The following is a 26,225-nucleotide window of genomic DNA, read 5'->3' as shown; positions in this document are numbered from 1 at the left end:
TGTTTTTTAATAAAACCGTCGGGAGAAATAAATTGGGTAAAGTATACCCCGTTGAGGTAAAAAAGGCATATTGATTATTGATTGTGTATCAAAAGCAGTGATAATGGCAGACAGTTTAGCTCAAACGGATAAGATGATGGAAATACGCATATTTCGCCAAAATGATTATGAAGAAGTGCTTACATTGTGGGAACGTTGCCAATTGAATGAAATTTCAGGTGATCCTGAATTAGATATTGAGCGTAAACTACAATGCGGCGCCGATCTTTTCCTTGTAGCCGAGGTATCGGGTGAAGTGGTCGGAACCATTATGGGGGGCTACGATGGAATTCGTGGTACCGCTGTGTATTTAGCCGTTCATCCTGAATTTCGCGGGCGCGGTATTGCTAATGCGTTAGTGAGTCGTTTAGAGAAAAAATTGATAGCCCGTGGTTGTGGTAGCATTGAATTGTTGGTCAGAGAAGAGTCTGATTCGGCAATTTGCATGTTTGAAAAAATGTTATATGAAGAAGAGCAAGCTGAGCGTTTGATCTATTCGAAAAGATTGACTCACGAAGTGGATTTCTAAACTGCCAGTGATTATTTTCTTGAAGGTTTAGCAAATAGCGTGAATCTTTTATGAAATGGACGGTCTTAGTATGCATTATATGACCCGCTAAAGAGGATGATATGTCCCAAAACGTATTCGTAACCTTATTTAAAGTTTCTCTACTCGGTGGTGCGGTGATGCTATCGGGTTGTGCTGGTAAAAGCCTATTCTCACCATCCACATGGTTTCATAGCCCTCTGATGATTTCAGAAGCGGGCGTGGGGGCAATTACAAGTTTGACCCCAATGGATCGTGATGTGATTAACAATCAACTGGATGACCGCTATGCAGTACGTGGTGGTATGCAGCTTGAAAATGGTGAAATGGTTTCTGTGTTTCAAGCTATGAAAGATTTAGACGTTGAAGTCGAAGTCTTTGGTCCTGAAAAAGGCACTGTATCTCGTATTGTCGTGAATGATCCTGATATGCTCACTGAATGGGATACCCAAATTGGTACTGAGTTTGGAGACATTTACCAGAAGGCTTACGGCTCATGCTCCTTAGGGGAAGCGGTTGATAATGTACCGACGGTACTGTGTGTTGCACCGCAAAGTAGCAAAGTGGTTTATAAATTTAGCGGGAAATGGCAAGGTCCAGAGAATTTAATGCCTGCGGATGAAGTGTTGAAAACATGGAAAGTGTCGCAAATTATTTGGCATAAATAAGTTACTTAGCTAAGATTTTGAACGAAAGGCCGTAAGTTATTCGATTTAATATGCAATATCTTACGGTTCTAATCTACTGATAATATTCCTATCTATTCTCTTCTCTCGTTAGATCCTTCTAATATTTCCTAGACTAGCTAACTCTTGCGTTAAAACAAGGTGAAAATCATTATTAATGCGATAAACTAATTTAAAGTATAGGTTTGTGTAATTTATTCATTCTAAGGGGTTTATGCATGTCTCATTCCCAAAGTGGTATTTTGAAGGAACATAGTCGTTTTGGTATTTTTATTGAAGCCATGGTGACCGGATCACTCGAAGAGGTGAAATCAGGGTGCAAGATTTTTGTTGATGAATTAACCAAACTACAAGCAAAATTCCCTGATGATCGTCTTGGTGCCGTGATTGCATTTGGTTCAGACGTTTGGAAGAAGCTCGGACACTCTGGCGTTTCACCGGAATTAAAGCCATTTCGTACGCTCGGCAAAGGGCTAGCGCCAGCAACTCAGCGCGATATGTTTATTCATATTCAGTCATTACGTCATGACATTAACTTTTCTCTGGCGCAAGCCGCGCTAAAAGCATTTGGCTCATCTATTGAAGTGGTTGAAGAAATACATGGTTTCCGTTGGGTTGAAGATAGGGATTTAAGCGGTTTCATTGATGGTACAGAAAACCCTCAAGGCGAAGAAATTGCTGAAGTGACGTTGATTAATCAAGGCGATGATATTGGTGGTAGCTATGTCATGGTACAGCGCTATGAGCATGACCTGAAAAAATGGTCTCGTTTCTCTGAACATGAACAAGAGAAAATGATTGGTCGTACTAAACACGATAGCGTTGAATTAGACGAAGATGCACGTAATAAAACTTCTCACGTTTCTCGCGTAGTGATTGAAGAAGAGGGGGAAGAACTCTCTGTTATGCGCCATAGCTTGCCATACGGTACGGCAAGCGGTAAACACGGTTTATTCTTTATTGCCTACTGCGCAACTCTCCATAATATTGAACAGCAATTACTGAGCATGTTTGGTGAAACTGACGGTAAATACGATGATCTGCTGCGCATGACTAAAGCCGTTTCTGGCAGTTATTACTATGCGCCATCCATTGAAAGATTATTATCCCTATAATCTTATCGCAATAATTCAAGCTGTCGCGGATAGCGGCAGCTTGAAAGTATTTATTGATCGGCTTTCTGTCATTCTTTACGTGCTGCGTCAGCAATGAATCCACTACGGCTTCCATACTCAGGATTGGTTTTAACTAGCGTATTAATACGATGTAGTAAGCGATGAGGTAGCGTGATATTAATCCTTTCTGCACGGCCATCATATTTATCCATATCAACATCAATGAATAACCAAAATTTACGCTTAGCAAGTGGTAGTATTTGTTCTCGAAATTTTACCACAGGATCTCTATGAGCTTTACTCATTACATTAACCTCTTCAATTTCCATCAGATTTTTTAGCTTATTGCTATAACCTCTTTGTTATTCCAACTTGATATATAAAAAGATGATTGATAACTACAAAGTTATAACCAAAACATATACATTGTTTTTTAGATTATGTTTGGGTTTAGTCACAAGTAGGGATCATATGAAAAAATCAATTTTAAAAAATACAGGTTTAGCGAGCTTGGCGATGTTCTCGTTAATGAGTAGCGCATCCTTATCCGCGACGGAATTACTGAATAGTTCCTATGATATTTCAAGAGAGCTATTTGCGGCATTAAACCCTGAATTTGAAAAACAGTGGGCGCAGGAAAATCCTAATGATCCACTGACCATCAAGCAGTCTCACGCAGGCTCATCGAAGCAAGCACTGGCCATTTTACAAGGGCTAAAAGCAGATGTGGTGACGTTTAACCAAGTGACCGATGTGCAAATTCTTCATGATAAAGGGCAATTAATCCCGGCGGATTGGCAAGCGCGTTTGCCGAATAACAGCTCACCTTATTATTCGACAATGGCGTTTTTAGTTCGTAAGGGCAATCCGAAAGGCATTAAAACGTGGGATGACCTCGCACGTAGTGATGTGAAACTGGTATTCCCAAACCCCAAAACGTCGGGAAATGGTCGCTACACTTATCTAGCAGCATGGGGAGCGTTTAACCAAGAAAATGGGAAAGATAGTCCCAAAACGCGCGAGAAAATGCAGCAATTCCTGAAAAACGTTGAAGTGTTTGATACGGGCGGTCGTGGTGCAACAACCTCATTTATCGAGCGAGGGTTAGGGGATGTTTTAATTAGCTTTGAGTCTGAAGTGAATAACATCCGTAGCCAATATGGCGAATCAGACTACGAAGTGATCGTGCCTCCAATCGATATTTTGGCGGAATTCCCAGTCGCGTGGATTGACAAAAATGTGCAAAAAAATGGCACAGAAAAAGCGGCAAAAGCCTACTTGAATTACCTCTACACCCCAGAGGCGCAAAATATGATTACTCGCTTTAATTACCGTGTGAATGACAAGCAGGTAATGGAAGCGAATAAAAGCAAATTCCCGTCAACTCAGCTATTTACAGTGGAATCACAATTTGGCAATTGGAACAATGTGATGAATAACCACTTTTCGACGGGAGGGGAATTTGATCAACTTATGGAACAAGGTCGTCGTTAATGCGTAAATCAGGAAAGCGGTTTTTACCCGGTTTCGGACTGACGTTAGGCAGCAGCTTGTTTTTCGTCTGTTTGATTTTGCTATTGCCTTTAAGCGCTCTCGTGGTGCAGCTTTCCGATATGACATGGCAGCAGTATTGGGCTGTGATCAGTTACCCTCAAGTGGTTGCCGCCTATAAAGTGACCTTATTGGCGGCTCTGGTCGCAAGCCTGTTTAATGCGGTTTTTGGCATGTTGCTGGCATGGATTTTAACGCGCTATCGCTTTCCTGGACGTTTGTTCTTAGATGGGTTGGTGGATTTACCTTTCGCACTTCCTACCGCGGTAGCGGGACTGACACTCGCGACCTTATTTGCCACATCAGGCTGGTATGGGCAGTATCTGCATCAGTTCGATATCAAAGTGGTGAATACATGGTTAGGTATTGCCGTCGCGATGGCCTTTACCAGCATTCCGTTTGTGGTCAGAACGGTTCAGCCTGTACTGGAGGAGTTAGGACCTGAATACGAAGAAGCGGCACAAACGCTAGGCGCAACACGCTGGCAAACGTTCCGCCGCGTTGTGTTACCTGAAGTTTCTCCTGCGCTGATTGCAGGAACCGTTTTATCTTTTACACGCAGTCTTGGTGAATTTGGGGCGATTATTTTTATCGCCGGAAACATTGCGTGGCAAACAGAGGTGGTCTCCTTAATGATTTTCAGCCAATTGCAGCAGTTTGATTATCCTGCCGCCAGTGCGATTGCATCGGTAATTTTGGCGGTGTCATTGCTTCTTTTATTCACAGTGAATGTGATCCAAAGCCGCTTTGGTAAACGCTTAGGAGGGCATTAATGGGACAAGTCACATCATTTCCAGTCACTCAACGCAGAAATATCAATTGGGGAAAATGGGCGCTTATTGGAATTGGGCTATTTTTCTCAGTATTGCTGCTGGTTGTGCCAATTATCTGGATTTTTATTACCGCATTTGAGAAGGGGTTGGGTGAAGTCCTCGTCAACTTAAGTAACCCAGATATGCTCCATGCTATCGGGTTAACAATTCTTATCGCCTTGATCACAGTACCTGTTAACTTGGTTTTTGGCGTGATGCTGGCATGGCTGGTGACGCGTTTTCAGTTTCCGGGGCGCCAACTGTTATTGACCTTAGTTGATATTCCTTTTGCGGTTTCACCTGTCGTGGCGGGGTTACTCTATTTACTCTTTTACGGTTCGAACAGCTGGTTTGGCGGGTGGTTAGAAGGTTTTGATATTCAGGTGATGTTTTCATGGCCGGGCATGGCGTTAGTGACTATTTTTGTGACATGCCCATTTGTCGTCAGAGAACTCGTGCCATTGATGTTAAGTCAGGGAAGCCAAGAGGACGAAGCTGCAACATTATTGGGTGCATCGGGTTGGAAAATGTTTTGGCGAGTCACTCTGCCTAATATTCGCTGGGCGTTGCTTTATGGTGTGGTATTAACCAATGCGCGTGCGATTGGTGAGTTTGGCGCGGTGTCTGTAGTATCTGGCGCTATTCGTGGTGAAACTTACACATTGCCTCTGCAAGTTGAGTTGCTTCATCAAGATTACAATACGGTAGGCGCGTTCACGGCTGCGGCTATCTTAGCGTTATTAGCGATTATTACCTTGATTGTGAAAAGTGCTTTGCAATGGCATTTAAGCCGACAGCAAACTGAGTCAGGAGTCCATTAATTATGAGTATTGAAATTAATCATGTTGGCAAATTGTTTGGTAAAACGTCAGTGCTGAACAATATCTCATTGGATATCGGCTCAGGGGAAATGGTGGCATTATTGGGGCCATCTGGCTCTGGGAAAACTACCTTGTTGCGTATCATTGCGGGGCTAGAGCAGCAAAGCCACGGTTCGTTACGTTTCCATGGTCAAGATGTGAGCCAAGTACATGCAAAAGATAGGCATGTTGGTTTCGTGTTCCAGCATTATGCGCTATTTCGCCATATGACTGTGTTTGAGAATGTGGCATTTGGTTTGACCGTCTTACCTCGAAAACAGCGACCCTCAAAAGCGGTGATTAAGCAAAAAGCGATGGAGCTGCTTGAGATGGTGCAATTAGCCCATTTGGCTGAGCGTTTTCCTTCTCAGCTTTCTGGGGGGCAAAAACAGCGGGTAGCATTGGCGAGAGCGTTAGCGGTAGAGCCACAAATTTTGCTGTTAGACGAACCGTTTGGCGCGCTAGATGCACAGGTGCGTATTGAGTTACGTCGTTGGTTGCGTCAACTTCATGAAGAGTTGAAATTTACCAGTGTCTTTGTGACTCACGACCAAGAGGAAGCGATGGAAGTCGCAGATCGCATTGTCGTGATGAGCCAAGGGCATATCGAACAAGTTGGCACCCCTAATGAAATTTGGCAATCACCGGAAACCCGTTTTGTGCTTGAATTCATGGGGGAGGTTAACAAAATTCCTGGACAGATCCGCGGTTCACAGTTGCAGATAGCGAATTTTACCTTCCCACTCGCGCAGGTTAGTGCTCAGCAAGGGGAGGTTGATGTATTTATTCGCCCTTGGGATATTCGCTTGCAGAAAGAAAGCGATGAGCAACACCAATTGCCAGTAAGGATCATTGAATCAGGTCCCCGAGGGCACTTTTGGCAATTAACAGTGCAACCTTTAGGTTGGGGTGAGGAAACCTTGTCCGTGGTATGGCAGGATGCGCGTACTGTTCCTACAAGGGGAGAAAATTACTATCTTGGCAGCCAACAAACACAAATTTATCAGGGTAAAGACCCATTATTTTTCCCCTCTCTCGCTAAAAGCGCGTAGATTAATAAGGGATGATTGATTTTAGAATTAATTGTTAATTATATTATCAATCAATAAAAAAATTATTATAAGGAAAAACACAGTGTCAACGTTGGAACAGTTTATTGGTCATACGCCGTTGGTTCGCTTGCAACGGCTAATGGAAGGTCTAGAGGCGGAAATCTGGGTAAAACTTGAAGGAAATAATCCTGCCGGCTCAGTAAAAGATAGAGCGGCATTTTCGATGATCAACGAAGCGGAAAAACGTGGGGAGATCAAACCGGGAGATACACTTATTGAAGCAACCAGTGGCAATACAGGGATCGCGTTAGCGATGATTGCTGCGGTGAAAGGCTACAAACTGAAGCTGTTAATGCCGGACAACATGAGCCAAGAGCGTAAAGCATCAATGCAAGCGTATGGTGCCGAACTTATTTTAGTGAGCACGACGGTAGGAATGGAAGGGGCGAGGGACTTAGCTCAAGAGATGGCAAACCGAGGTGAAGGGAAAGTTTTAGATCAATTTAATAACCCTGATAACCCGTTAGCCCATTTTAAAACCACAGGACCCGAGATCTGGCAACAAACCGCAGGTCGAATTACCCATTTTGTTTCCAGTATGGGCACTACAGGTACCATCACTGGCGTGAGTCGTTACTTAAAGAGCCAATCACAAGATGTGGAAATTGTGGGCTTACAACCTGCTGAAAAGAGCCAAATTCCGGGTATTCGTCGTTGGTCTCCTGAATATTTACCGGGGATTTTTGACAGCAAATTAGTGGATACTGTGCTCGATATTAATCAGCAAGAAGCCGAAGACACGATGCGCGGCTTAGCAAAACGTGAAGGTATTTTTTGTGGTGTGAGTTCAGGCGGTGCAGTTGCAGGTGCGCTGCGTGTGGCCAAAGAGAACCCTAATGCGGTAATTGTGGCGATTATTTGTGACCGTGGTGACCGCTATCTGTCGACAGGCGTTTTTGATAAGTAACCGTTTAGGAAAGTGAACCTAACAAAAAACCACCAGGGCAAAAATGTCGCTGGTGGTTTGTTATTAAGCGGTTTTTTAAGGTTTAGCGCAATTATTTCTTAATACGCATAATGACTGTTTCACCAACAGTCACGGTACCGCTTAATTTATTCAGCTCTTTGATCTCGTCCATGTTTGAAATAACAACTGGAGTCAGAACTGATTTTGCTTTTTCTTCTAACAGGGCTAAGTCAAACTCAATGACAACGTCGCCTTTTTTCACAGATTGACCTTCTTCTGCGATACGTTTAAAGCCTTCGCCTTTGAGTTCAACAGTATCAATACCGAAGTGAACAAACAGTTCGATACCATCATCAGATTCAATAGAAAACGCATGGTTAGTTTCAAAAATTTTACCGATTGTACCATCAACCGGAGCCACAATTTTGTTGCCAGAAGGCTTGATAGCAATACCGTCACCAACAATTTTTTCTGCGAACACAACGTCTGGTACATCTTCAATATTGACTATCTCGCCTGATAATGGCGCGATGATTTCAATATTGCCACTGCTACTTTTGTCTTCCGAAACTAGTGATTTCAGTTTGTCAAACAGACCCATGGACCTTCTCCTAATCGTTTTATATGGGACCGAACTAATGTGCTGCTGTTAGCATAACGTTTTTTCTTGGATAAAGGTATCGACAAGTTTCATCAATTCATCGGCTGTTGGTTGAGCAAGTGCTTGTTCCGCTAGCGCTTGAGTATCCGCAAAATTCGCATTACGAATTAGCTTTTTGATACGAGGAATTGAGATTGCGCTCATACTAAATTCGTCCAGCCCCATGCCTAACAGCAATAAGGTCGCACGTTCATCACCTGCTAATTCACCACACATACCCGTCCATTTTCCTTCTGCGTGAGAAGCGTCAATCACTTGTTTAATCAAGTTCAAGACGGCTGGAGACATCGGATTATAAAGGTGTGAAATCAGCTCATTACCACGGTCAACCGCTAAAGTGTATTGAGTGAGATCATTCGTCCCAATACTAAAGAAATCAACTTCCTTCGCCAAATGATGTGCAATGACTGCTGCAGCTGGCGTTTCCACCATAATACCGACTTCAATCGCTTCATCAAAGGCTTTGCCTTCTTCTCGTAGCTGCTCTTTAAGCATCTCAAGTTCTGCTTTCAGTTCTCGAACTTCTTCGACAGAAATAACCATCGGGAACATGATACGCAGTTTACCAAATTTAGACGCCCTTAAAATAGCTCTTAATTGAGAGTGTAGAATTTCTTTGCGGTCAAGACAAATACGAATTGCACGCCAGCCAAGGAATGGGTTCTCTTCCTTAGGTAAGTTCATGTATGGTAAGTCTTTATCGCCACCAATATCCATTGTACGTACAATCACGGCTTGGCTGCCCATAGCTTCTGCTACCGCTTTATACGCTTGGAATTGCTCTTCTTCTGTTGGCAGAGCGTCTCTGTCCATAAATAAGAATTCAGTGCGGTATAGACCTACGCCTTCTGCGCCATTACGTTCAGCACCCGCGACATCACGGACAGTACCGATGTTTGCACAGACTTCAACTTGATGACCGTCTAAAGTCATTGCGGGTAAATCTTTTAATTTTGCTAGCTCTTCTTTTTCTTGCTGGTACTCATTTCTGCAAGCTTTTAGCTTATCAATTTCGCTTTCAGATGGATTGAGGTAAATGGTGTTGTTCACGCCATCTAATACAATAAAATCACCGCTTTTCACTTTGCTGGTCGCATCGGTGGTACCGACAATCGCAGGAATTTCCAGTGAACGAGCCATGATAGAGGTATGGGAAGTACGACCACCGAGGTCAGTGATAAAACCTAATACTTTGTCTAAGTTTAACTGAGCGGTTTCGGATGGAGTCAAATCAGGGGCGACTAAAATAACTTCTTCGGTGATTGCGCTTAAATCCACAATCGGCATATTAAGAATATTTCTGAGTAGACGTTTACCAATGTCGCGTACGTCAGCGGCACGCTCTTTCAGGTATTCGTCATCTAATGCTTCTAATGCTTGTGCTTGGTCTTCAATCACAGAATAGACCGCCGCGTCTGCGGTTTTTTTATCGCCTTTGATGAGTGAGACAATTTCTTGCTCTAATTCTTCATCTTCCAGCAGCATGATATGACCTTCAAAAATCTCAGCTTTTTCCGCACCAAGATTTTTTTCTGCTTTATCTTTGATAAGGCTAAGCTGCTCAGCTGATTTGTTACGTCCATCAATGAAGTTTTGGATCTCTTTATCAACTTGCTCGTCAGTGATTTTACGGGTGCTGACAACAATAGGATCTTCTTTGAGGATGAGAGCCTGACCAAAAGCAAAACCTGGGGATACTAAAATTCCTGAAATCATAATATTACCTTACTACTGATAGGAGATTTGATGTTGCAGAGACAACAGTAGATATAAGTGATTAAGCAGGTGTCCCCGAATAATTTATTCAGGGACAGGGAATTATTACGTTAAAACAAGATGGCAAAGTGAAGATTTATTCTAATTCGCCCATCAGTTTAACTAAAAATTCAACTGCTTGTTGCTCATCTTCACCTTCAGCAGAAATGGTGACTACGGTGCCTTGGGTTAAACCTAATGTTTGTAGTTTGAACAGGCTTTTTGCGCTAGCTGATTTGCCGCCTGAACTCAGAGTAATATCTGAAGTAAATGCTTTTGCTTCTTTAACGAATTGAGCCGCAGGGCGAGTATGTAAACCGTTAGGTGCTGTAATTGTAACTTCTTGCTGGAACATAATATTTCCTCAGTGATTTTAAGTTTTTTATGATGACACAGCCTATTGTAGATGAAATATGCTGAGCATGCGTATAATTTAGATTATCAACGATTCATTTGGTTTTCTACTTTGTTTGGTATCAACCAAATTATCATTTATTTAGCTTAAACTTCACACAACGCTTTTAGTGGGTATTTCGCCATTCAATCAGTGAGTGGCTAAAAAATGATTAATTTCGAGGTGTGAAATAATTACTATGTTTAATACTAAATGCCGGATAATAAATCATCCCAATCCGTGCTAATCTATGATCTCACCCACAAAAAAAGCACCTAATTGGTGCTTTTTTAACGTAATGTTAACCTAACTATCATTATTCGGCATTAATATCCGCAAACAGTGCGGTGGATAAGTAACGCTCACCTGAAGACGGTAAAATGACCACAATATTTTTGTCTTTATATTCAGGTAGTGCCGCAAGTTTAGCGGCTGCTGCAATGGCTGCTCCGGATGAAATGCCTGCTAAAATGCCTTCTTTTTCCATTAGCTCACGAGCGGTTGAAATCGCTTCGTCATCGGTAATTTGCAGGACTTTGTCAATAATAGAAAGGTCTAAGTTGCCAGGGATAAAACCAGCACCGATACCTTGAATTTTATGGGGGCCCGGCTTAATTTCTTCACCTGCAAGAGCTTGAGTGATCACTGGCGAAGTTGCGGGTTCAACAGCAACCATCACCACATCTTTTTTCCCTTTTGTCTGCTTTAAATAGCGGCCAATACCTGTGATTGTCCCGCCAGTTCCAACGCCAGAAACAACGACATCTACGTTGCCATCGGTATCATTCCAAATCTCAGGCCCGGTCGTTTTCTCGTGAATAGCTGGGTTGGCTGGGTTACTAAATTGCTGTAATAGCAGATATTTACTTGGGTTGCTGTTGACGATTTCTTCCGCTTTAGCAATGGCGCCTTTCATACCTTTGGCGCCTTCAGTCAGGATTAAATTAGCACCAAGGGCTTTTAAAAGTTTACGGCGTTCTATGCTCATGGTTTCTGGCATGGTTAGCGTTAGTTTATAACCGCGAGCCGCAGCCACGTAGGCGAGGGCAATACCTGTATTTCCGCTTGTTGGTTCAACCAGTTCTTTATCTTTTGTCAGGATGCCTTTTTTCTCAGCATCCCAAATCATGTTCGCGCCCACACGGCATTTCACACTGAAGCTAGGGTTACGAGATTCCACTTTTGCCAAAATATTACCGTTGCCAAAATGCTGTAAACGCACTAATGGGGTATTTCCAATGGTCAACGAATTATCTTCATAAATTTTGCTCATGGGACATCCTTAAAATTAACGGTTAGCCAAGAATTAGGTGTGTTTTCAAAATGGAATATGAATTCAACATACTCGAACATCTGATTATTGCAAATATGATTTAACGCTAGAATATAACCAAGGGTTATTTAAAGTTACGTTATTATAACTAAGAAGAAAAGCCTGATATTGATCTGGATTGAGAGCAGAAGCCGTAGAGAAGGATATGCAGATAGGTACCTGCATATCCCTAGAAAGTGTTAATTTCGAGAAGGACTAATAGCGAGCGTAACGAGCACGATAACGGTCAACCCACATTAAGGTTGCGCCACAAACCGCAACTGGCATGATGACTAAGTTTAAAATTGGGATCATCATTAATAAGCTGACTGCACCACCAAATTGAATATTATTCACTCGATCTTTTGAGAGTGCTTGTTTCATGTCGTTGAATCCAACGCGATGGTTATCAAATGGGTAATCGCAATATTGAATGGACATCATCCAAGCGCCGAATAGGAACCATAAAACGGGCGCAACAGTTTGCCCAATACCTGGAATGAAGAACAGCACCAATAACACGATGGCTCGCGGCAAATAGTAAGCAATTCGCACAAATTCGCGTTTAATCATGCGTGGTACATCTTTTAGTAATTCTGCCATGCCCGAATCTGGAGCGGGCTTACCGGTCAGTTCCGCTTCTAAATGCTCTGATAGCCAGCCGTTAAACGGTGCAGCGATGATATTGGCAACCGTGCTAAAGAAATAGCTAAAAACCAGTAAGATAGAAATGACGGCGACAGGCCAAATCAGATAGTCAAGCCATTGTAGCCAGCTAGGGATGTAGCTCATAACCTGATCAATCCATCCTCCAAGCTTACTGTATAACCACCAAAAAGCGCCTCCAAGAAGCAGAATGTTTGCTAATAGGGGTAAAAGAACAAAGCGCTTAATGCCAGGACGAGTGATTAGTCGCCACCCTTGTGAAAAGTAATAAAAACCAGAGTGATTTTTTTGTGGCGAAAATGTCGATTGGGTCATACTTCTTATTATCTCCTTTGCGGGTGAGCATGTATCATATAGGTATGAAATTACACTGACTAGTGATAATTTTGTATAAAAAAGCAGCAAACGAAGGCGGAATATTCTCTTTCTTGTAAGAAAATCGTTCTGAGGGTTGCACTTAGAGCAATTGAGAAATAATCTTAAGGTAGTTTCCGCCGTGATGGCATCATTATTCATCAACTAGAGATAGCAGCGATGCAGGATTTGCGTCTAATATTAGTGGTCGTAGGTGCGATAGCCATTGTCGCTTTATTACTGCATGGTTTATGGACCAGCCGTAAAGAGCGCTCTAAGTTATTTCGCGACAGACCTGTAAAACGTAGAAAGAATGACACGCAGGAAAACTCATCAGAATATGATGATTCTGCTCTGTTTACTGAAAATCAACCGGTACAAAAAGCCGCTGTTGAAGATCAGCCTATCTATATGGTGAAAGAGGAGCCGCGTGCTGAGCCTGTCTCTCAACCCCATACAATTCAACGTGACGCTGAGCCTGAGTTTAATTTAACTGCAGAGCACTCACCACAACCTGCTTCAAAGCCAGTTAAACCAACAGCTTCTGAGCCTGTGTTTGCTCCACATGTTGATAATCGCCATGCCCCTGAGCAATTGACGATTAATATGGCGGATGAAGCTGATTTACAAGAACATGTTTCAGAACCTGTACGCATTCATACAGAGCCAAAGATTCATGTTTCTGCACAGCCAGAATCTGTACCACAAGCCTCTGCTCATCAAGAAGCAGTACAACCTGTGGCTCAGCCTCATACTGAAGTAGAGCACGAAGCACCTAGTGCACCGGCAGAAAAAGCGGCAGTCGCAAGCGAAAAGGAAATTGTTCTGGTACTGCATGTTGCAGCGCATCATGGACAGGTTCTTGAAGGTGAAGCATTACTGCAAAGTATTCTTCAGGCTGGCTTCCAATTCGGTGCCATGAATATCTTCCACCGTCACGTTCATCCAGCGGGATCGGGGCCAGTATTGTTTAGTTTGGCAAATATGGTGAAACCGGGGTCATTTGACCCAGAAGCCATGTCTGATTTCACCACGCCGGGTGTCTCTATCTTTATGATGGTGCCGTCTTATGGTGAAGCTAGCCAGAACTTTAAATTAATGCTCCAAGCGGCACAACGTATTGCATCAGATGCAGGTGGTGTTGTGTTGGATGATGAACGAAAAATACTGACACCTCAAAAAATAGAGGTGTATCATGCTAGAATTCGAAATACATTAAGTTAATTAAAACCCCCGATTCAGGGGGTTTTTTATATCTATTGGTGAAACATGACGACGAAACAAACCTCAGACGCACTCACGCAAAAAATAGACGCGTTAAAACAACAATTGCGCCATCACGAATACCTCTATCATGTTATGGATGCACCCGAAATTCCCGATGTGGAATATGACAAGCTGATGCAGGCACTTAAAAGCCTCGAAGCGCAGCATCCAGAACTGATCACCACAGATTCCCCAACTCAGCGCGTGGGTGCAGCACCATTAGCTGCATTCGATACGGTTCGCCATGAAATTCCCATGCTCTCTTTAGATAATGTATTTGATGAAGAAAGCTATCTCGCATTTGATAAACGCGTGAAAGACCGACTGCATAACCACACTGAATTAACATTTTGCTGCGAACTCAAATTAGATGGTCTAGCCGTCAGTTTGCTGTATGAAAATGGTGAGTTAGTTCAAGCGGCAACCCGTGGTGATGGTACTGTTGGCGAAAATATCACGGCCAACGTACGCACGATCAAAGCAATTCCGCTACGTTTACGCGGGGATAATATTCCTGCCCGGGTTGAAATTCGTGGTGAAGTTTTTATGCCTCAAAAAGGCTTTGAGGCGATGAACGAAGAAGCACGTAAAACGGATGGTAAAATTTTCGCTAACCCACGTAATGCGGCAGCGGGTTCCCTTCGCCAGTTAGATCCACGTATTACGGCTAAACGTCCATTAACTTTCTACTGCTATGGTGTAGGGCTAGTGGAAGGTAAAACATTGCCAGATACCCATTATGAGCGCTTGATGCAATTCAAAGCGTGGGGGCTGCCAGTGAGTGAGCATGTGCAATTACGTGTTGGTTGCCAACAAGTCCTCGATTTCTATCACCATGTTGAAAAAATTCGCCCGACACTCGGTTTTGATATCGATGGTGTCGTGATTAAAGTGAATGATATTGCCACTCAAGAAGAATTAGGTTTTGTTTCCCGGGCACCACGCTGGGCAACCGCGTTTAAATTTCCTGCTCAAGAGCAAATCACGTTACTGAAAGATGTTGAATTCCAAGTGGGGCGCACTGGGGCGATTACACCAGTGGCTCGCTTAGAGCCAGTACAAGTTGCGGGTGTTGTGGTAAGCAATGCCACACTCCATAACGCGGATGAAATTGACCGTTTGGGCGTTCGCATTGGGGATACCGTTGTGATCCGCCGTGCAGGGGATGTTATTCCTCAAATCGTGAGTGTTGTGCTGGATAAACGCCCTGCAGATAGTCGTGAAATTTTATTTCCGACCCATTGCCCTGTATGTAATTCAGATATTGAACGTATCGAAGGGGAAGCAGTGGCTCGCTGCACTGGTGGATTAACTTGTGGTGCCCAATTAAAAGAGTCACTGAAACACTTTGTTTCTCGCCGTGCGATGGATGTCGACGGGATGGGCGATAAAATTATTGAGCAGTTGGTCGATGCGGAATATGTGAAAAACGCGGCGCAGCTCTACCAATTATCAGCGGGTAAACTAACTGGTCTAGAAAGAATGGGACCAAAATCCGCGCAAAAACTCATTGATGCGCTCGAAAAATCCAAACAAACGACACTGGCTCGCTTTATCTATGCATTAGGGATCCGTGAAGTGGGGGAGGCGACAGCGGCAAATCTTGCGGCACATTATGCATCATTAGACGCGGTGATGGCGGCTGATGAAGAATCACTGAAAACCGTTCAAGATATTGGTGAAGTGGTGGCGAAGCATGTGGTGCATTTCTTCCGTGAAGAGCACAACCGCCAAGTTATTCATGATTTATTGACCATTGCGAACATCCACTGGCCTGAAGTGAAAGTGATTAACAGTGCTGACATTGATAGTCCATTCGCTGGAAAAACGGTCGTACTGACTGGGTCGATGTCAACGCTTTCCCGCGATGAAGCTAAAGATAGACTGGTCGCCTTAGGCGCAAAAGTCGCAGGCAGTGTATCGAAGAAAACTGACCTGGTGATTGCCGGTGAAGCGGCGGGTTCAAAGTTAGCGAAAGCAACAGAATTGGGTATAAAAGTCATTGATGAAGAAGAATTAATTCGTTTGCTGAATATCTAATCGTGACCTATATTTAATGCGCAATGCCATTATCGACCACTGTGATAATGGCATTTCTTATTTTCTGGCTAACATTTTTACAGTTGTTATTAATGTGTTACTCGTGAAACGTGATCTGGTCGTGACTTTTGAAAGATAGGCTGAGTCGGTTTTCATATTAATGTGACGTTAATCTCATTTAAATGTTGTCTATTACATAAAATATGCGCATAGACTGATTCGTAACTTTGTTGGAGTCAAATATGACCTCGATCCTGCACTTTATTTTATCCATCGTCATCATCGGCGCTCTCGCGATTCTCGCGAGTAGTAACCGTAGAGGGATCCGCCCTCGCTATGTTATTCAATTACTTGTGATCCAAATTGCACTCGCTTACCTGTTCTTAAAATCAGGTATCGGTGAGTCTTTCGTTCTTGGTGTTGCTGGCGTATTTACCCATTTATTGGGTTATGCGGCAGAAGGGACCAAATTTATTTTTGGCGGAATGATTGAAGGCAACTTAGCATTCTTCTTCCTGCAAGTGTTATGCCCAATTATCTTTATCTCTGCACTGATTGGTATTTTACAACATATTAAAGTTCTGCCTTTCGTTATCCGCATCATCGGTACGGTGCTGTCGAAAGTAAACGGTATGGGTAAACTTGAGTCATTCAACGCAGTAAGTTCATTATTACTGGGTCAGTCCGAAAACTTTATTGCCTATAAAGACCAATTAGGCAGCATGTCAGAAAGAAGAATGTACACCATGGCGGCAACGGCGATGTCTACCGTTTCAATGTCCATCGTGGGTGCCTACATGACCATGTTAGATCCAAAATATGTTGTTGCCGCTCTGGTCTTAAACATGTTTGGTACATTCGTGGTGTTATCGCTGATCAACCCATACCCACCAGAAGGGGAAAAAGAGATCCAAATGCGCAGCCTGCATGAAGGTCAAAGCTTCTTCGAAATGCTGGGTGAATACATTCTTGCTGGGTTTAAAGTTGCGATTATCGTTTCTGCGATGCTGATTGGTTTTATCGCTCTGATTGCGATGGTTAACGGAATCTGTTCTGCTATTTTCAATGTTAGCTTCCAAACTATGCTGGGCTATGTGTTCTATCCATTTGCTTGGATGTTAGGTATCCCTGCGAATGAAGCGCTACAAGTTGGTGGCATCATGGCAGTGAAAATGGTGACTAACGAATTCGTAGCAATGGATGGTTTAAAAGCGGTAGCATCTGGTTTATCTGACCGTTCTGTGGGCATCTTATCTGTATTCTTAGTGTCATTCGCTAACTTCTCTTCCATCGGTATTATTGCTGGTGCAATTAAAGGGTTAGATGAAAAACAAGGTAATACCGTTGCACGTTTTGGTCTGAAATTACTGTACGGTTCAACGTTGGTAAGCTTCTTATCTGCTGCGGTGGTTGGATTAATCCTGTAGTCATCACGATAAAAAGTGTTACAGTGAGAAGCGGCATTCAGTGAATGTCGCTTTTTTTATGTTTCACGCTTTCTATTTAGAAGGAATTGGGAAGAAATGGAAAAACAAGACTTACTCGATATCGCCAATACATCGATGCCATTTGGTAAATATAAAGGCTGTGTCCTGATTGATCTTCCTGAGGAATACCTACTGTGGTTTTATAAAAAGGGGGAGTTTCCGGCAGGGCGATTAGGACAATTGATGGAGATGACGCTCGGGCTGAAGATAGAAGGGCTAGATAGCATTGTTAAGCCCCTAAAACGAAAATAAGGGTTAGAGGCTTAATCGATAATTATTGCGCGTTAAGCAGGCTGTTGGCCGCCTCTATACCCGATTGATAAGCACCATGTACGGTACCGGCTCCTAATAGCGCCAAATGTTCTCCAGCAAAGAAAATTTTGTTATTAATAGGCTGTTTTAATTGGGCTATTTGATCCGCCGAATAGTTAGGGGCGGGGTAGCTAAATGAACCATAAGCGTAAATATCTTTCTCCCACTCGGTTTTTATCAGCTGTATGGGTGCGGGTACATTATCAAATACCTTACTAAGCGATTCTTGCAGTTCATGCCAGGCGGTGTGCTCATCACACTCTTCAAGCCATTTAGCGGACAACCCACCAAATAAAAACAGCAATGTTGGTTTTTGATAAATCGCGCTCACATCCATAAAATTCAACCAATAATCAGACTCATGAATGTACATACTATTGACGTTATTGAGTGAATTTTTGCGCCAGAAAGCTTGTTCAAAGGTGACAAATAATTTGTTGAATACACCGAAACCTAACTGATTAATGGCTTCCTGCGTTTTTTCAGGCAATGCAGGCGTGAAATGAATTTTATCTTTCTTCAACACCCCAAGTGGTACGGTCACAACGACCTTATGGGCATTGAACTGCTGTCCATCAAGCGTGATGACAGTGACATAATTATCTAAGTAATGAACATGTTCAACAGGGTGGTTAAGGCGAATATCCAGCCCTTTCGATAGCGTTTCGATAATTTGGGAATATCCACGCGGGAAGATCACTTCATCGCCTTCACAAAAGCCTTCGAGTTGTAAAAAATAGGGGGATAATGTCTCTAATGTACAAGCACAGGGATCTTCAGCGATAGCTTCAAAAAATTCATGTAACCCTGTTTGTAGCTGTTCAAACAGCGACTGACTTGCATGGTGATCGACAGTCAATAAATGGTGGAATTCAGGGCTTTGCAACCAGCTATTTAATGCTTCAGCTGCATTGTTAAATTGGCAAGGTGATGAAATGTTCTCAAACTGTTCCATTAAATAATCAAGGCCCGCTTCAAAAGCCTCTTTTTCGTTCTCACACAAAACCAAGCCATTTTTTTTATAGAAAATAGCATCTTGGTAATTGAAAACAACAGTTTGAATATGGTGCTGTTGCGCGATAGCATTAATTGGATTGTCAGTAATACCGTGGATCCAAGAAGCGCCTAAATCATAAAATTGGTTATCAATTTCCTGCGTATGAATGCGCCCACCAAGACGGTCGCGTGCTTCTAAGATAAGGACTGTTTTATGTTGGGGGTTTTGGGGTTGTGACTGTAATTGATTTGCGACTGATAAACCTGAAACGCCTGCTCCTATCACAATGATATCGGCATCTATGTGTGGCATAACTCACCTAGTTGAAATGGAATACGGACGATGTGCGATGACACATCTGAATAATTCTATTTAAATAAAATTATAAACTAATTATATATGAGTAAATCAAATGTGAATAGACGGTACAGTAGGGGAAAGTGAGTTAGGCTAAATTATTAAGATAAATTACAAATAGGATTTTTTGGAAAAGGGAAGAATGAATTAAAGGGAGATAAGAAAGAGTTTGGTGGAGCTAAGCGGGATCGAACCGCTGACCTCTTGCATGCCATGCAAGCGCTCTCCCAGCTGAGCTATAGCCCCAAACGAAGTATTTTGTGATGAAATTCAGCCATCTAAACTGGTTTTTAGATGGTGGAGCTAAGCGGGATCGAACCGCTGACCTCTTGCATGCCATGCAAGCGCTCTCCCAGCTGAGCTATAGCCCCAAACAAAATCTTTTGGACGGGAGGCATCATATTCAAGCTCGGTTGGAGTGTCAATATATTAATATGTTTTTCGGGTTTAACTGCTGAAATATAGAACATTTTGCAATCAATTCCCATTTAATGCGGGGCTGAAAAGCAAACTGCCTCTTAAGTTAAGAGGCAGTAAATAGAAAGGCTTCTTATTTAGAAAATTATTGTGCGGATGCTTCGCGTTCTGCGATAAACGCTAATGCTTTTTCGATACGAGCGACAGAGCGAGCCTGACCGATAGCATGAACGGTAACATCTAACCCAGGAGATTGACCTGCGCCAGTTACGGCTACACGCAGAGGCATACCCACTTTACCCATGCCCACTTCTAATTCAGCCGCAGTCGCTTCAATTGCTTGATGAACATTTTCAGCCGTCCAATCTGAAATAGCGATTAATTTGTCTTTCACGACTTCTAATGGCTGGCGAGCAACTGGACGTAAGTGTTTTTTCGCTGCATCAGCATCGAATTCTTCAAAGTCCTGATAGAAGTAGTGGCAAGATTCCGCCATTTCTTTCAGTGTTTTACAGCGCTCACCCAGTAATTTGATTAACTCAACTAACTGTGGGCCAGTGCTGGTATCGATATTTTGCTGTTCGATATGCCATGCAAGGTAGGTAGCCACTTCTTCAGCAGGTAGGGTATTGATATAGTGATGGTTCAGCCACTGTAATTTTTCAGTGTTGAATGCACTTGCTGACTTGCTGATAGCATCAAGAGAGAAATATTCTTTCATTTCTTCAATTGAGAAAATCTCTTGGTCGCCGTGTGACCAGCCTAAGCGCACTAAATAGTTCAATAGCGCTTGTGGCAGGTAGCCGTCATCGCGGTATTGCATGACGCTAACAGCACCATGGCGTTTAGACAGTTTTTTACCATCATCACCTAAAATCATAGAAACGTGAGCATATTCAGGAACTGGCGCGCCTAATGCTTTGAGAATGTTGATTTGGCGAGGGGTGTTATTGATATGGTCTTCACCACGAATGACGTGGGTAATTTCCATATCCCAGTCATCAATCACCACACAGAAGTTATACGTTGGAGAACCATCGGTACGACGAATGATTAAGTCATCAAGTTCTTGGTTGCTAAATTCAATTGGACCACGGATGGTGTCATTGAAAATAACGGAACCTTCTTGCGGGTTACGGAAGCGAACAACATGCGGTTCTGCTGCAGTGTGGTTATGTTCATGGTCACGGCAACAACCGTCATAGCGAGGTTTTTCGCCTTTTGCCATTTGTTCTTCGCGTAAAGCTTCTAAACGCTCTTTAGAGCAGTAGCAGCGGTAAGCGGTACCTGCTTCTAACATGGTATCGATTACGGCATTGTAGCGATCGAAACGCTTAGTTTGATAGTAAGGACCTTCATCCCAATTTAAATTCAACCAGTTCATACCGTCCATAATGGCGTCGATAGCTTCCTGAGTTGAACGTTCTAAGTCGGTATCTTCAATACGCAGGACAAATTCGCCCTGATTGTGGCGACTATATAACCAGGAATACAGGGCGGTACGAGCACCACCAACGTGCAAGTAGCCAGTTGGGCTTGGTGCAAAACGGGTTTTGATTTTACTCATCGAGATTGCCTTAATTGCGAAACGTTGTTTCTTAATGCGCTTATGATCATCGTAAGCATTGCTAAAAGTTCCTCTATTCTATCACCCTGTAGTGAATCCTCAATCTGCTTATCTCTATACAGATAAAGAAAATCATCAAATTGGGAAAATAACCGCTAAAATTTTTAGTCTGGTGAGCTTTGAGTGATTTTTTTCTAATAAAATTTAGTAGGATAATGTAGTTAATTGATTAAAAAGGGTACTTCTTAGGTGATAATTAAAACATCTTGATTATTTTTGCAACGAACAGAAAAAATCTATTCAAAAACCGTTGACTCAGAACGCAGTATCCCTATAATGCACCTCCATCGACGACGGGGCGATTAGCTCAGTTGGTAGAGCACCTCCCTTACAAGGAGGGGGTCAGTGGTTCGAGCCCGCTATCGCCCACCACCGTTGACGATGAAAACATAAATGATTGGGCGATTAGCTCAGTTGGTAGAGCACCTCCCTTACAAGGAGGGGGTCAGTGGTTCGAGCCCGCTATCGCCCACCAATTATTTATGACAATGTGATTATTATGAAGTGGGCGATTAGCTCAGTTGGTAGAGCACCTCCCTTACAAGGAGGGGGTCAGTGGTTCGAGCCCGCTATCGCCCACCACTTCATCTTTTCTTGCATTAAAACAATTCAGAAATATAGATGGGTCGTTAGCTCAGTTGGTAGAGCAGTTGACTTTTAATCAATTGGTCGCAGGTTCGAATCCTGCACGACCCACCATCTAAAGTAGTGAAAAACAATTTAGAAATACAGATGGGTCGTTAGCTCAGTTGGTAGAGCAGTTGACTTTTAATCAATTGGTCGCAGGTTCGAATCCTGCACGACCCACCATCTAATGATTGTAGCCGTAAAATTGGGTCACGACCCAGTATCAAAAATAGCGTCATGAAGTGGGCGATTAGCTCAGTTGGTAGAGCACCTCCCTTACAAGGAGGGGGTCAGTGGTTCGAGCCCGCTATCGCCCACCACTTCATTTTTATCAGAAATCACGCCATAAATCCTCAATGTAAAACTTAACTTACTGATTTTAATTGGTTTATGCATAATTGCACCCAGTAAGACTTTATTATCCCTCCCTCAGCCATTCTTCGTTTATTTTGCTTAAGTATTCATATTACTTATAAAGTATTATTCCTATTAAGATTGTACATATCGTTATATTGGCCATTATATTGTTAATATAAACTTTTGAATTTTTAATGAATCAAAATATTGAATGAAACGATAACGAGACTTTACCGTGTATTGTAGAGCTCTTAGTTTTTTTGAAACCAAAATTTAGTTAATAAAAATAAAGCATATCAATGCCATAAGTAAAATCACTTAAATGATAATGTTAAAGGATTAATCCATTTATAATTTTATCTAAAATGAATTTTTATTAAAAACTATGATGGCAATGAAATTATGCTAGAAATTAAATTATGCCATACCATACCACATGAACAGCCCTATGTTGGTTTGGATTAAATAGATTGTTAAGAATATTCTTGGTTGATATTAAATAAATAACAAATAAAACTTTCATTGATATTACAACAAAAGAACATCTGTAAAGTAGTATATTGGTGAATAATTCTAGTTATTCTCGTTTTGATAATCTTAAAGTTCAATAATTTTCGAGTGTTTATGTATTCATAATATTAAAATAAGATTATCGATAATCAGTAATGTTCATATTTTTGTGATATTCATCAAGTAAAGTGAATGTTCGACTTCCTTAACGTTAATGTTTTGTTATGTTGAATGTGTAGGTGCATTAAATTCACTAGGTTACTTTAAAAATATAGCGTTTAATTAATTTGTAGCATACAGTTCAAAAATGTAAGTTATTGATGTTTTATGTTGCGAAATAGTTATATATGTAAAACATATATTTTTTACTTTCTTTTACAGGAAATGCTCACTTAATGTGGTTTTTGACTCAAAAAACCACCAATGTTATCGTGAAACGATTAACTTTGTTACAGTGTTAAATTATTCTGTTTATTTCCTTTATTTTTGGATTTATTGACGGGAAAGTGATTGGTTTTTAGTGAATTGTCTTGTGATGTGCTATTTCACCTGAGCTTGCTCGGTGATATTCACTGGATATCAATTCATGTAACCGATTGATAACTAAGGATCTATTTGCTGACTCGTCTTGTTTGTATAGAGAAAAATATTTTGTTACATAGTTGCAATGTCATTTTTAGACTAGTTGAAACTAATTAGAAGGCTAGTATATCATTATCTTAGTGATGTTGGATGTATCACCATGTTTTTATCGATGAACTATATAGTACATATAAAATAACAATGAAAATGGCAGAAAATACCTGCTGATTTTTATTCAATTAATATAGATTGAAGCGAGAATGTTTATGAATACAAAATATCCTGTCGCTTGTGCAGTTGGACAAAAAATTAAATCTTTAAGAAAAGCTCAAGGCTATACAGTTTTCCAATTAGCTAAAGAGATCGACATTAGTGAACAACAACTATTTCGTTATGAACGAGGTGTGAATCGTATTGATATCGATTGTTTAGTTCGCGTATTAAAGGTATTAGGCGTAAATATGGGAGAATTCTTCAGTGAAGTTCTCCAGGATGATATCAATGCATCTGAGGAAAGAGAATCTAAAGGGTTTAACGACTCGCTTTATTCTCTCGTATAATATTAATTCTTTGCACACGTTTCATAATGAAACAAATTAAGTGTGGTAATTAAATTGTTTCAAATGAGAACGGTGAAATTAATTAACTCAATTTAATTAGTAAAAGTCATTGAATATATTAACCTCCCTCTTATATAGAGTACTTGCAAAGATAAAAGCCCCTTCGGGGCTTTTATTTTTTTATGCATACAAATTAGAAAACAAGCGTGGAAAAATGGAAATGGATTATCACTATTTTTACCATATTATTCCTGCTGGATTTTTACTGGCTCTAAAATAACGGTAACGATACGTGGACCGATCATTTCATCAATTTTTATTTGTATGTCATCTAGCTTAACTACATCCCCTTGAGTGGGTTCATTTTCAGTATTGACGTGAATAAATTGATTGAGTGTTTTATCGGAATCAACTTCAATCAAGATACCATACGATTCATAAATTTCATTTAATCGCGTTGTACCTTTTAAGCTTAAACCAGACTCAGGTAACTCCATAATGGTTGGCTCCGAAGACGTTTGTTCGGAGAATAATCTTTCTAGGAATAAGCGATTTTGTGGTTTTAGTACAACAAACAAATGATCATTCGCCATTAAGATTGTTGACCCGCGGGGTGGTAACACGCTTTTTTCTCGGGTGATCATCGCAATCACGGTTTGGTCCGGTAGTGCTAATTCAGATAATCGGCGTCCCACAGCAGAGCAGTCCTCGCCCAGAGTATATTCGACTAAGTCAGCATCAATCTGGTCGACAGCGGTAATATCTAATGTCGCAGCGGGTATAAGCGGTGGTGGCTGCATAAGATTTAACTTGCGGGCAAAGTAAGGCAGTGTGGAACCTTGTAATGTTGCAGAAATTAGAACTACGAAGAAGACAACATCAAAAATAAGGTTGGCACCCGGTAATCCAAAAATAAAGGGGAAAATAGCCAAAATAATCGGGACAGAGCCTCTTAGCCCCACCCAGGAGATAAGTGCTATCTCATTTCGTGTGAAGCGAAATAGTTTGAGTACTGGGACAACGGCGAGTGGTCTTGCTACAAAGGTTAATACCAGTGCAATGAGCAACCCTTCCTGCCATACCTCAATTAACGAGCTAGGGTTAACCAGTAAGCCTAACATCACGAACATGATGATTTGGCTTAACCATGCCAGCCCATCATGGAATAAAAAGGTATTGCGTTGAAAAACAAACGAGTGATTACCAATAACCACACCCGTGACAAAAATAGATAAGAAGCCACTGCCACCTAAATTACTGGCGACACCGAATGAAAATAAACCACAGGCAGCCACTAAAACAGGATAAAGACCTGCGGCGAGTAACTTAATTTTGTTGATGATCTTTATTGAAATCCAACCAACCCCAATCCCAACAGCAGCACCGATTCCCATTTGACTAACAAATAATAACGCCAATTCACTGCCGGAAGCTTGTGGGTTCATTAGCAGTTGCAGCAGACCAACGGTTAAAAATATAGCCATCGGGTCGTTGGTTGCACTCTCTATCTCTAAAGTCGCCTGTAAACGCTCGTTTAGGTAAATGCCAGCATTGCGTAGCAGTGAAAATACGGCGGCGGCATCCGTTGAGCCAACAATGGCGCCTAAAAGTAACCCTTCAAGAAGTGGAATACCTAAAATATAGGCGGCGGCTAACCCGGTGATACCTGCGGTAATTAAAACACCAACGGTCGCTAAGGTGAACGCTGGTTTCCAGACTAGCTTAATTGATTTTACTGAGGTTTGTAGTCCACCATCGAAAAGGATTAGAGCAAGGGCAAGAGAGCCAACAGCATAAGAAACATTGACGTTATCAAAGGTAATTTTCCCTAAGCCATCCTCACCTGCCAACATGCCAATAAAGAGAAACATAACCAGCATAGGCAAACCCAGTCTTGCAGACAGTTTGCTCGAAAAAATACCGAGTAAAATCAATATGGATGAAAGCAATATAAGTTGTTCGATAGTTGGCATAATCAGTTTTCAGTTAGAGGTGGATAAAACGCTGACGATGCATCGTAAAGCGCGCGAGGTAGCTAAAGATGTTATCAAAGTGACTAAAATATACATTTAATGGTGTTTTTAGTCCCAAGAGGTCAAATAAACATTATGATGTATACTATTATGATTATATATGAATCATTTGAAATATATTGGTATTTTACTGCATTTTTTTAAATATAATTTTTAGAAATAGCCTATTTTTTTATTAAATTCGTGTTAATAGCGACTTTTTTTATGTGTAAATATTTTTTGAGGTGGAATTGAAAAGGGGAGAGGTGATGGGTAATTGTATGAGAAATCAATAAAAGTCGA

21 protein-coding genes, 8 tRNA genes and 1 pseudogene are annotated in these 26,225 nt (G+C 41.7%); 19 read left to right on the top strand and 11 right to left on the bottom strand.

The window, feature by feature from the left end:
• The first annotated feature begins 136 nt into the window (after positions 1-136).
• From GKR48_RS17255 to GKR48_RS17245, 3 genes are all read left to right on the top strand, one after another.
• Complete coding sequence (locus tag GKR48_RS17255) at positions 137-568, top strand: GNAT family acetyltransferase (protein ID WP_154629019.1); 432 nt, start codon at positions 137-139, stop codon at positions 566-568.
• A gap of 101 nt (positions 569-669) precedes the next feature.
• Positions 670-1,254, top strand: coding sequence for an RpoE-regulated lipoprotein (locus tag GKR48_RS17250; protein ID WP_154628953.1), 585 nt, complete (start codon positions 670-672; stop codon positions 1,252-1,254).
• 236 nt (positions 1,255-1,490) lie between these two features.
• A complete protein-coding gene (locus GKR48_RS17245) occupies positions 1,491-2,387 on the top strand; it encodes a Dyp-type peroxidase (RefSeq protein ID WP_154628952.1) in 897 nt (298 codons plus the stop codon).
• 68 nt (positions 2,388-2,455) lie between these two features.
• Here the strand turns inward: GKR48_RS17245 and GKR48_RS17240 are convergent.
• Positions 2,456-2,620, bottom strand: a pseudogene (locus tag GKR48_RS17240) (type II toxin-antitoxin system HicB family antitoxin); the annotation flags it as partial.
• 238 nt (positions 2,621-2,858) lie between these two features.
• Here GKR48_RS17240 and cysP point away from each other — a divergent pair.
• The 5 genes from cysP (at position 2,859) to cysM (ending at position 7,629) form a co-directional block, all read left to right on the top strand.
• Positions 2,859-3,881: a thiosulfate ABC transporter substrate-binding protein CysP gene (gene cysP / locus GKR48_RS17235; protein ID WP_154628951.1), complete on the top strand. Its 1,023-nt coding sequence runs from the start codon at positions 2,859-2,861 to the stop codon at positions 3,879-3,881.
• On the top strand, positions 3,881-4,711 hold the full coding sequence (gene cysT, locus GKR48_RS17230) for a sulfate/thiosulfate ABC transporter permease CysT (protein WP_036949525.1): 831 nt from the start codon (positions 3,881-3,883) through the stop codon (positions 4,709-4,711). The genes cysP and cysT overlap by 1 nt, the downstream gene beginning before the upstream one ends.
• A complete protein-coding gene (gene cysW / locus GKR48_RS17225) occupies positions 4,711-5,571 on the top strand; it encodes a sulfate/thiosulfate ABC transporter permease CysW (RefSeq protein ID WP_154628950.1) in 861 nt (286 codons plus the stop codon). Before cysT ends, cysW begins: the two co-directional genes overlap by 1 nt.
• Positions 5,572-5,573: 2 nt before the next feature.
• Positions 5,574-6,662 (top strand): sulfate/thiosulfate ABC transporter ATP-binding protein CysA, encoded by a 1,089-nt coding sequence (gene cysA / locus GKR48_RS17220; RefSeq protein WP_154628949.1) that lies wholly within the window; start codon positions 5,574-5,576, stop codon positions 6,660-6,662.
• Between the two features lie 82 nt (positions 6,663-6,744).
• A complete protein-coding gene (cysM, locus tag GKR48_RS17215) occupies positions 6,745-7,629 on the top strand; it encodes a cysteine synthase CysM (RefSeq protein WP_336431199.1) in 885 nt (294 codons plus the stop codon).
• Positions 7,630-7,720: 91 nt separating this feature from the next.
• Here the strand turns inward: cysM and crr are convergent, their stop codons facing one another.
• From crr to cysZ, 5 genes are all read right to left on the bottom strand, one after another.
• Complete coding sequence (gene crr / locus GKR48_RS17210) at positions 7,721-8,230, bottom strand: PTS glucose transporter subunit IIA (protein ID WP_006658610.1); 510 nt, start codon at positions 8,228-8,230, stop codon at positions 7,721-7,723.
• 48 nt (positions 8,231-8,278) lie between these two features.
• Entirely contained in the window at positions 8,279-10,006 is a 1,728-nt protein-coding gene (gene ptsI, locus GKR48_RS17205) for a phosphoenolpyruvate-protein phosphotransferase PtsI (RefSeq protein WP_154628947.1), read from the bottom strand.
• 136 nt (positions 10,007-10,142) lie between these two features.
• Positions 10,143-10,400, bottom strand: a complete 258-nt coding sequence (gene ptsH, locus GKR48_RS17200; RefSeq protein WP_006658608.1) for a phosphocarrier protein Hpr — start codon at positions 10,398-10,400, stop codon at positions 10,143-10,145.
• A gap of 355 nt (positions 10,401-10,755) precedes the next feature.
• Complete coding sequence (cysK, locus tag GKR48_RS17195; RefSeq protein WP_154628946.1) at positions 10,756-11,712, bottom strand: cysteine synthase A; 957 nt, start codon at positions 11,710-11,712, stop codon at positions 10,756-10,758.
• A gap of 255 nt (positions 11,713-11,967) precedes the next feature.
• Positions 11,968-12,732 (bottom strand): sulfate transporter CysZ, encoded by a 765-nt coding sequence (cysZ, locus tag GKR48_RS17190; RefSeq protein ID WP_154628945.1) that lies wholly within the window; start codon positions 12,730-12,732, stop codon positions 11,968-11,970.
• 219 nt (positions 12,733-12,951) lie between these two features.
• On the opposite strand from cysZ, the gene zipA reads away from it, so the two are divergent.
• The 4 genes from zipA to GKR48_RS17170 all read left to right on the top strand — a co-directional run bounded on the left by zipA (position 12,952) and on the right by GKR48_RS17170 (position 17,816).
• Positions 12,952-13,995 (top strand): cell division protein ZipA, encoded by a 1,044-nt coding sequence (gene zipA / locus GKR48_RS17185; RefSeq protein WP_154628944.1) that lies wholly within the window; start codon positions 12,952-12,954, stop codon positions 13,993-13,995.
• Between the two features lie 45 nt (positions 13,996-14,040).
• The gene (gene ligA / locus GKR48_RS17180; protein ID WP_154628943.1) at positions 14,041-16,077 is read left to right on the top strand and encodes an NAD-dependent DNA ligase LigA; all 2,037 of its coding nucleotides are present in this window, start codon (positions 14,041-14,043) and stop codon (positions 16,075-16,077) included.
• A gap of 242 nt (positions 16,078-16,319) precedes the next feature.
• Positions 16,320-17,504, top strand: coding sequence for a NupC/NupG family nucleoside CNT transporter (locus GKR48_RS17175; RefSeq protein WP_036949543.1), 1,185 nt, complete (start codon positions 16,320-16,322; stop codon positions 17,502-17,504).
• 96 nt (positions 17,505-17,600) lie between these two features.
• A complete protein-coding gene (locus GKR48_RS17170; RefSeq protein ID WP_154628942.1) occupies positions 17,601-17,816 on the top strand; it encodes a DUF3820 family protein in 216 nt (71 codons plus the stop codon).
• Positions 17,817-17,838: 22 nt separating this feature from the next.
• Here GKR48_RS17170 and GKR48_RS17165 read toward each other — a convergent pair whose 3' ends face one another.
• The 4 genes from GKR48_RS17165 to gltX all read right to left on the bottom strand — a co-directional run bounded on the left by GKR48_RS17165 (position 17,839) and on the right by gltX (position 21,214).
• A complete protein-coding gene (locus tag GKR48_RS17165; protein WP_154628941.1) occupies positions 17,839-19,185 on the bottom strand; it encodes a flavin monoamine oxidase family protein in 1,347 nt (448 codons plus the stop codon).
• A 215-nt stretch (positions 19,186-19,400) separates the two neighbouring features.
• Positions 19,401-19,476, bottom strand: a tRNA-Ala gene (locus GKR48_RS17160).
• A gap of 49 nt (positions 19,477-19,525) precedes the next feature.
• A tRNA-Ala gene (locus GKR48_RS17155) sits at positions 19,526-19,601 on the bottom strand.
• A gap of 191 nt (positions 19,602-19,792) precedes the next feature.
• A complete protein-coding gene (gltX, locus tag GKR48_RS17150; RefSeq protein ID WP_154628940.1) occupies positions 19,793-21,214 on the bottom strand; it encodes a glutamate--tRNA ligase in 1,422 nt (473 codons plus the stop codon).
• A 356-nt stretch (positions 21,215-21,570) separates the two neighbouring features.
• On the opposite strand from gltX, the gene GKR48_RS17145 reads away from it, so the two are divergent.
• The 7 genes from GKR48_RS17145 to GKR48_RS17115 all read left to right on the top strand — a co-directional run bounded on the left by GKR48_RS17145 (position 21,571) and on the right by GKR48_RS17115 (position 23,910).
• Positions 21,571-21,646: transfer RNA gene (locus GKR48_RS17145), tRNA-Val, on the top strand.
• 27 nt (positions 21,647-21,673) lie between these two features.
• Positions 21,674-21,749, top strand: a tRNA-Val gene (locus tag GKR48_RS17140).
• A 31-nt stretch (positions 21,750-21,780) separates the two neighbouring features.
• Positions 21,781-21,856: transfer RNA gene (locus GKR48_RS17135), tRNA-Val, on the top strand.
• 41 nt (positions 21,857-21,897) lie between these two features.
• Positions 21,898-21,973, top strand: a tRNA-Lys gene (locus tag GKR48_RS17130).
• Between the two features lie 35 nt (positions 21,974-22,008).
• A tRNA-Lys gene (locus GKR48_RS17125) sits at positions 22,009-22,084 on the top strand.
• A 61-nt stretch (positions 22,085-22,145) separates the two neighbouring features.
• Positions 22,146-22,221, top strand: a tRNA-Val gene (locus tag GKR48_RS17120).
• 1,395 nt (positions 22,222-23,616) lie between these two features.
• The gene (locus GKR48_RS17115; protein WP_036949379.1) at positions 23,617-23,910 is read left to right on the top strand and encodes a helix-turn-helix domain-containing protein; all 294 of its coding nucleotides are present in this window, start codon (positions 23,617-23,619) and stop codon (positions 23,908-23,910) included.
• Positions 23,911-24,155: 245 nt separating this feature from the next.
• On the opposite strand, the gene GKR48_RS17110 is transcribed toward GKR48_RS17115, so the two are convergent.
• On the bottom strand, positions 24,156-25,883 hold the full coding sequence (locus GKR48_RS17110; protein ID WP_154628939.1) for a potassium/proton antiporter: 1,728 nt from the start codon (positions 25,881-25,883) through the stop codon (positions 24,156-24,158).
• Positions 25,884-26,225: the final 342 nt, after the last annotated feature.

Origin of the sequence: Providencia sp. wls1943, assembly GCF_009706275.1 — a bacterium.
GTDB classification, from domain to species: Bacteria; Pseudomonadota; Gammaproteobacteria; order Enterobacterales; family Enterobacteriaceae; genus Providencia; species Providencia zhijiangensis.
Note: the sequence above shows the minus strand (reverse complement) of the source record. Positions and strands in the feature narration are given on the sequence as shown.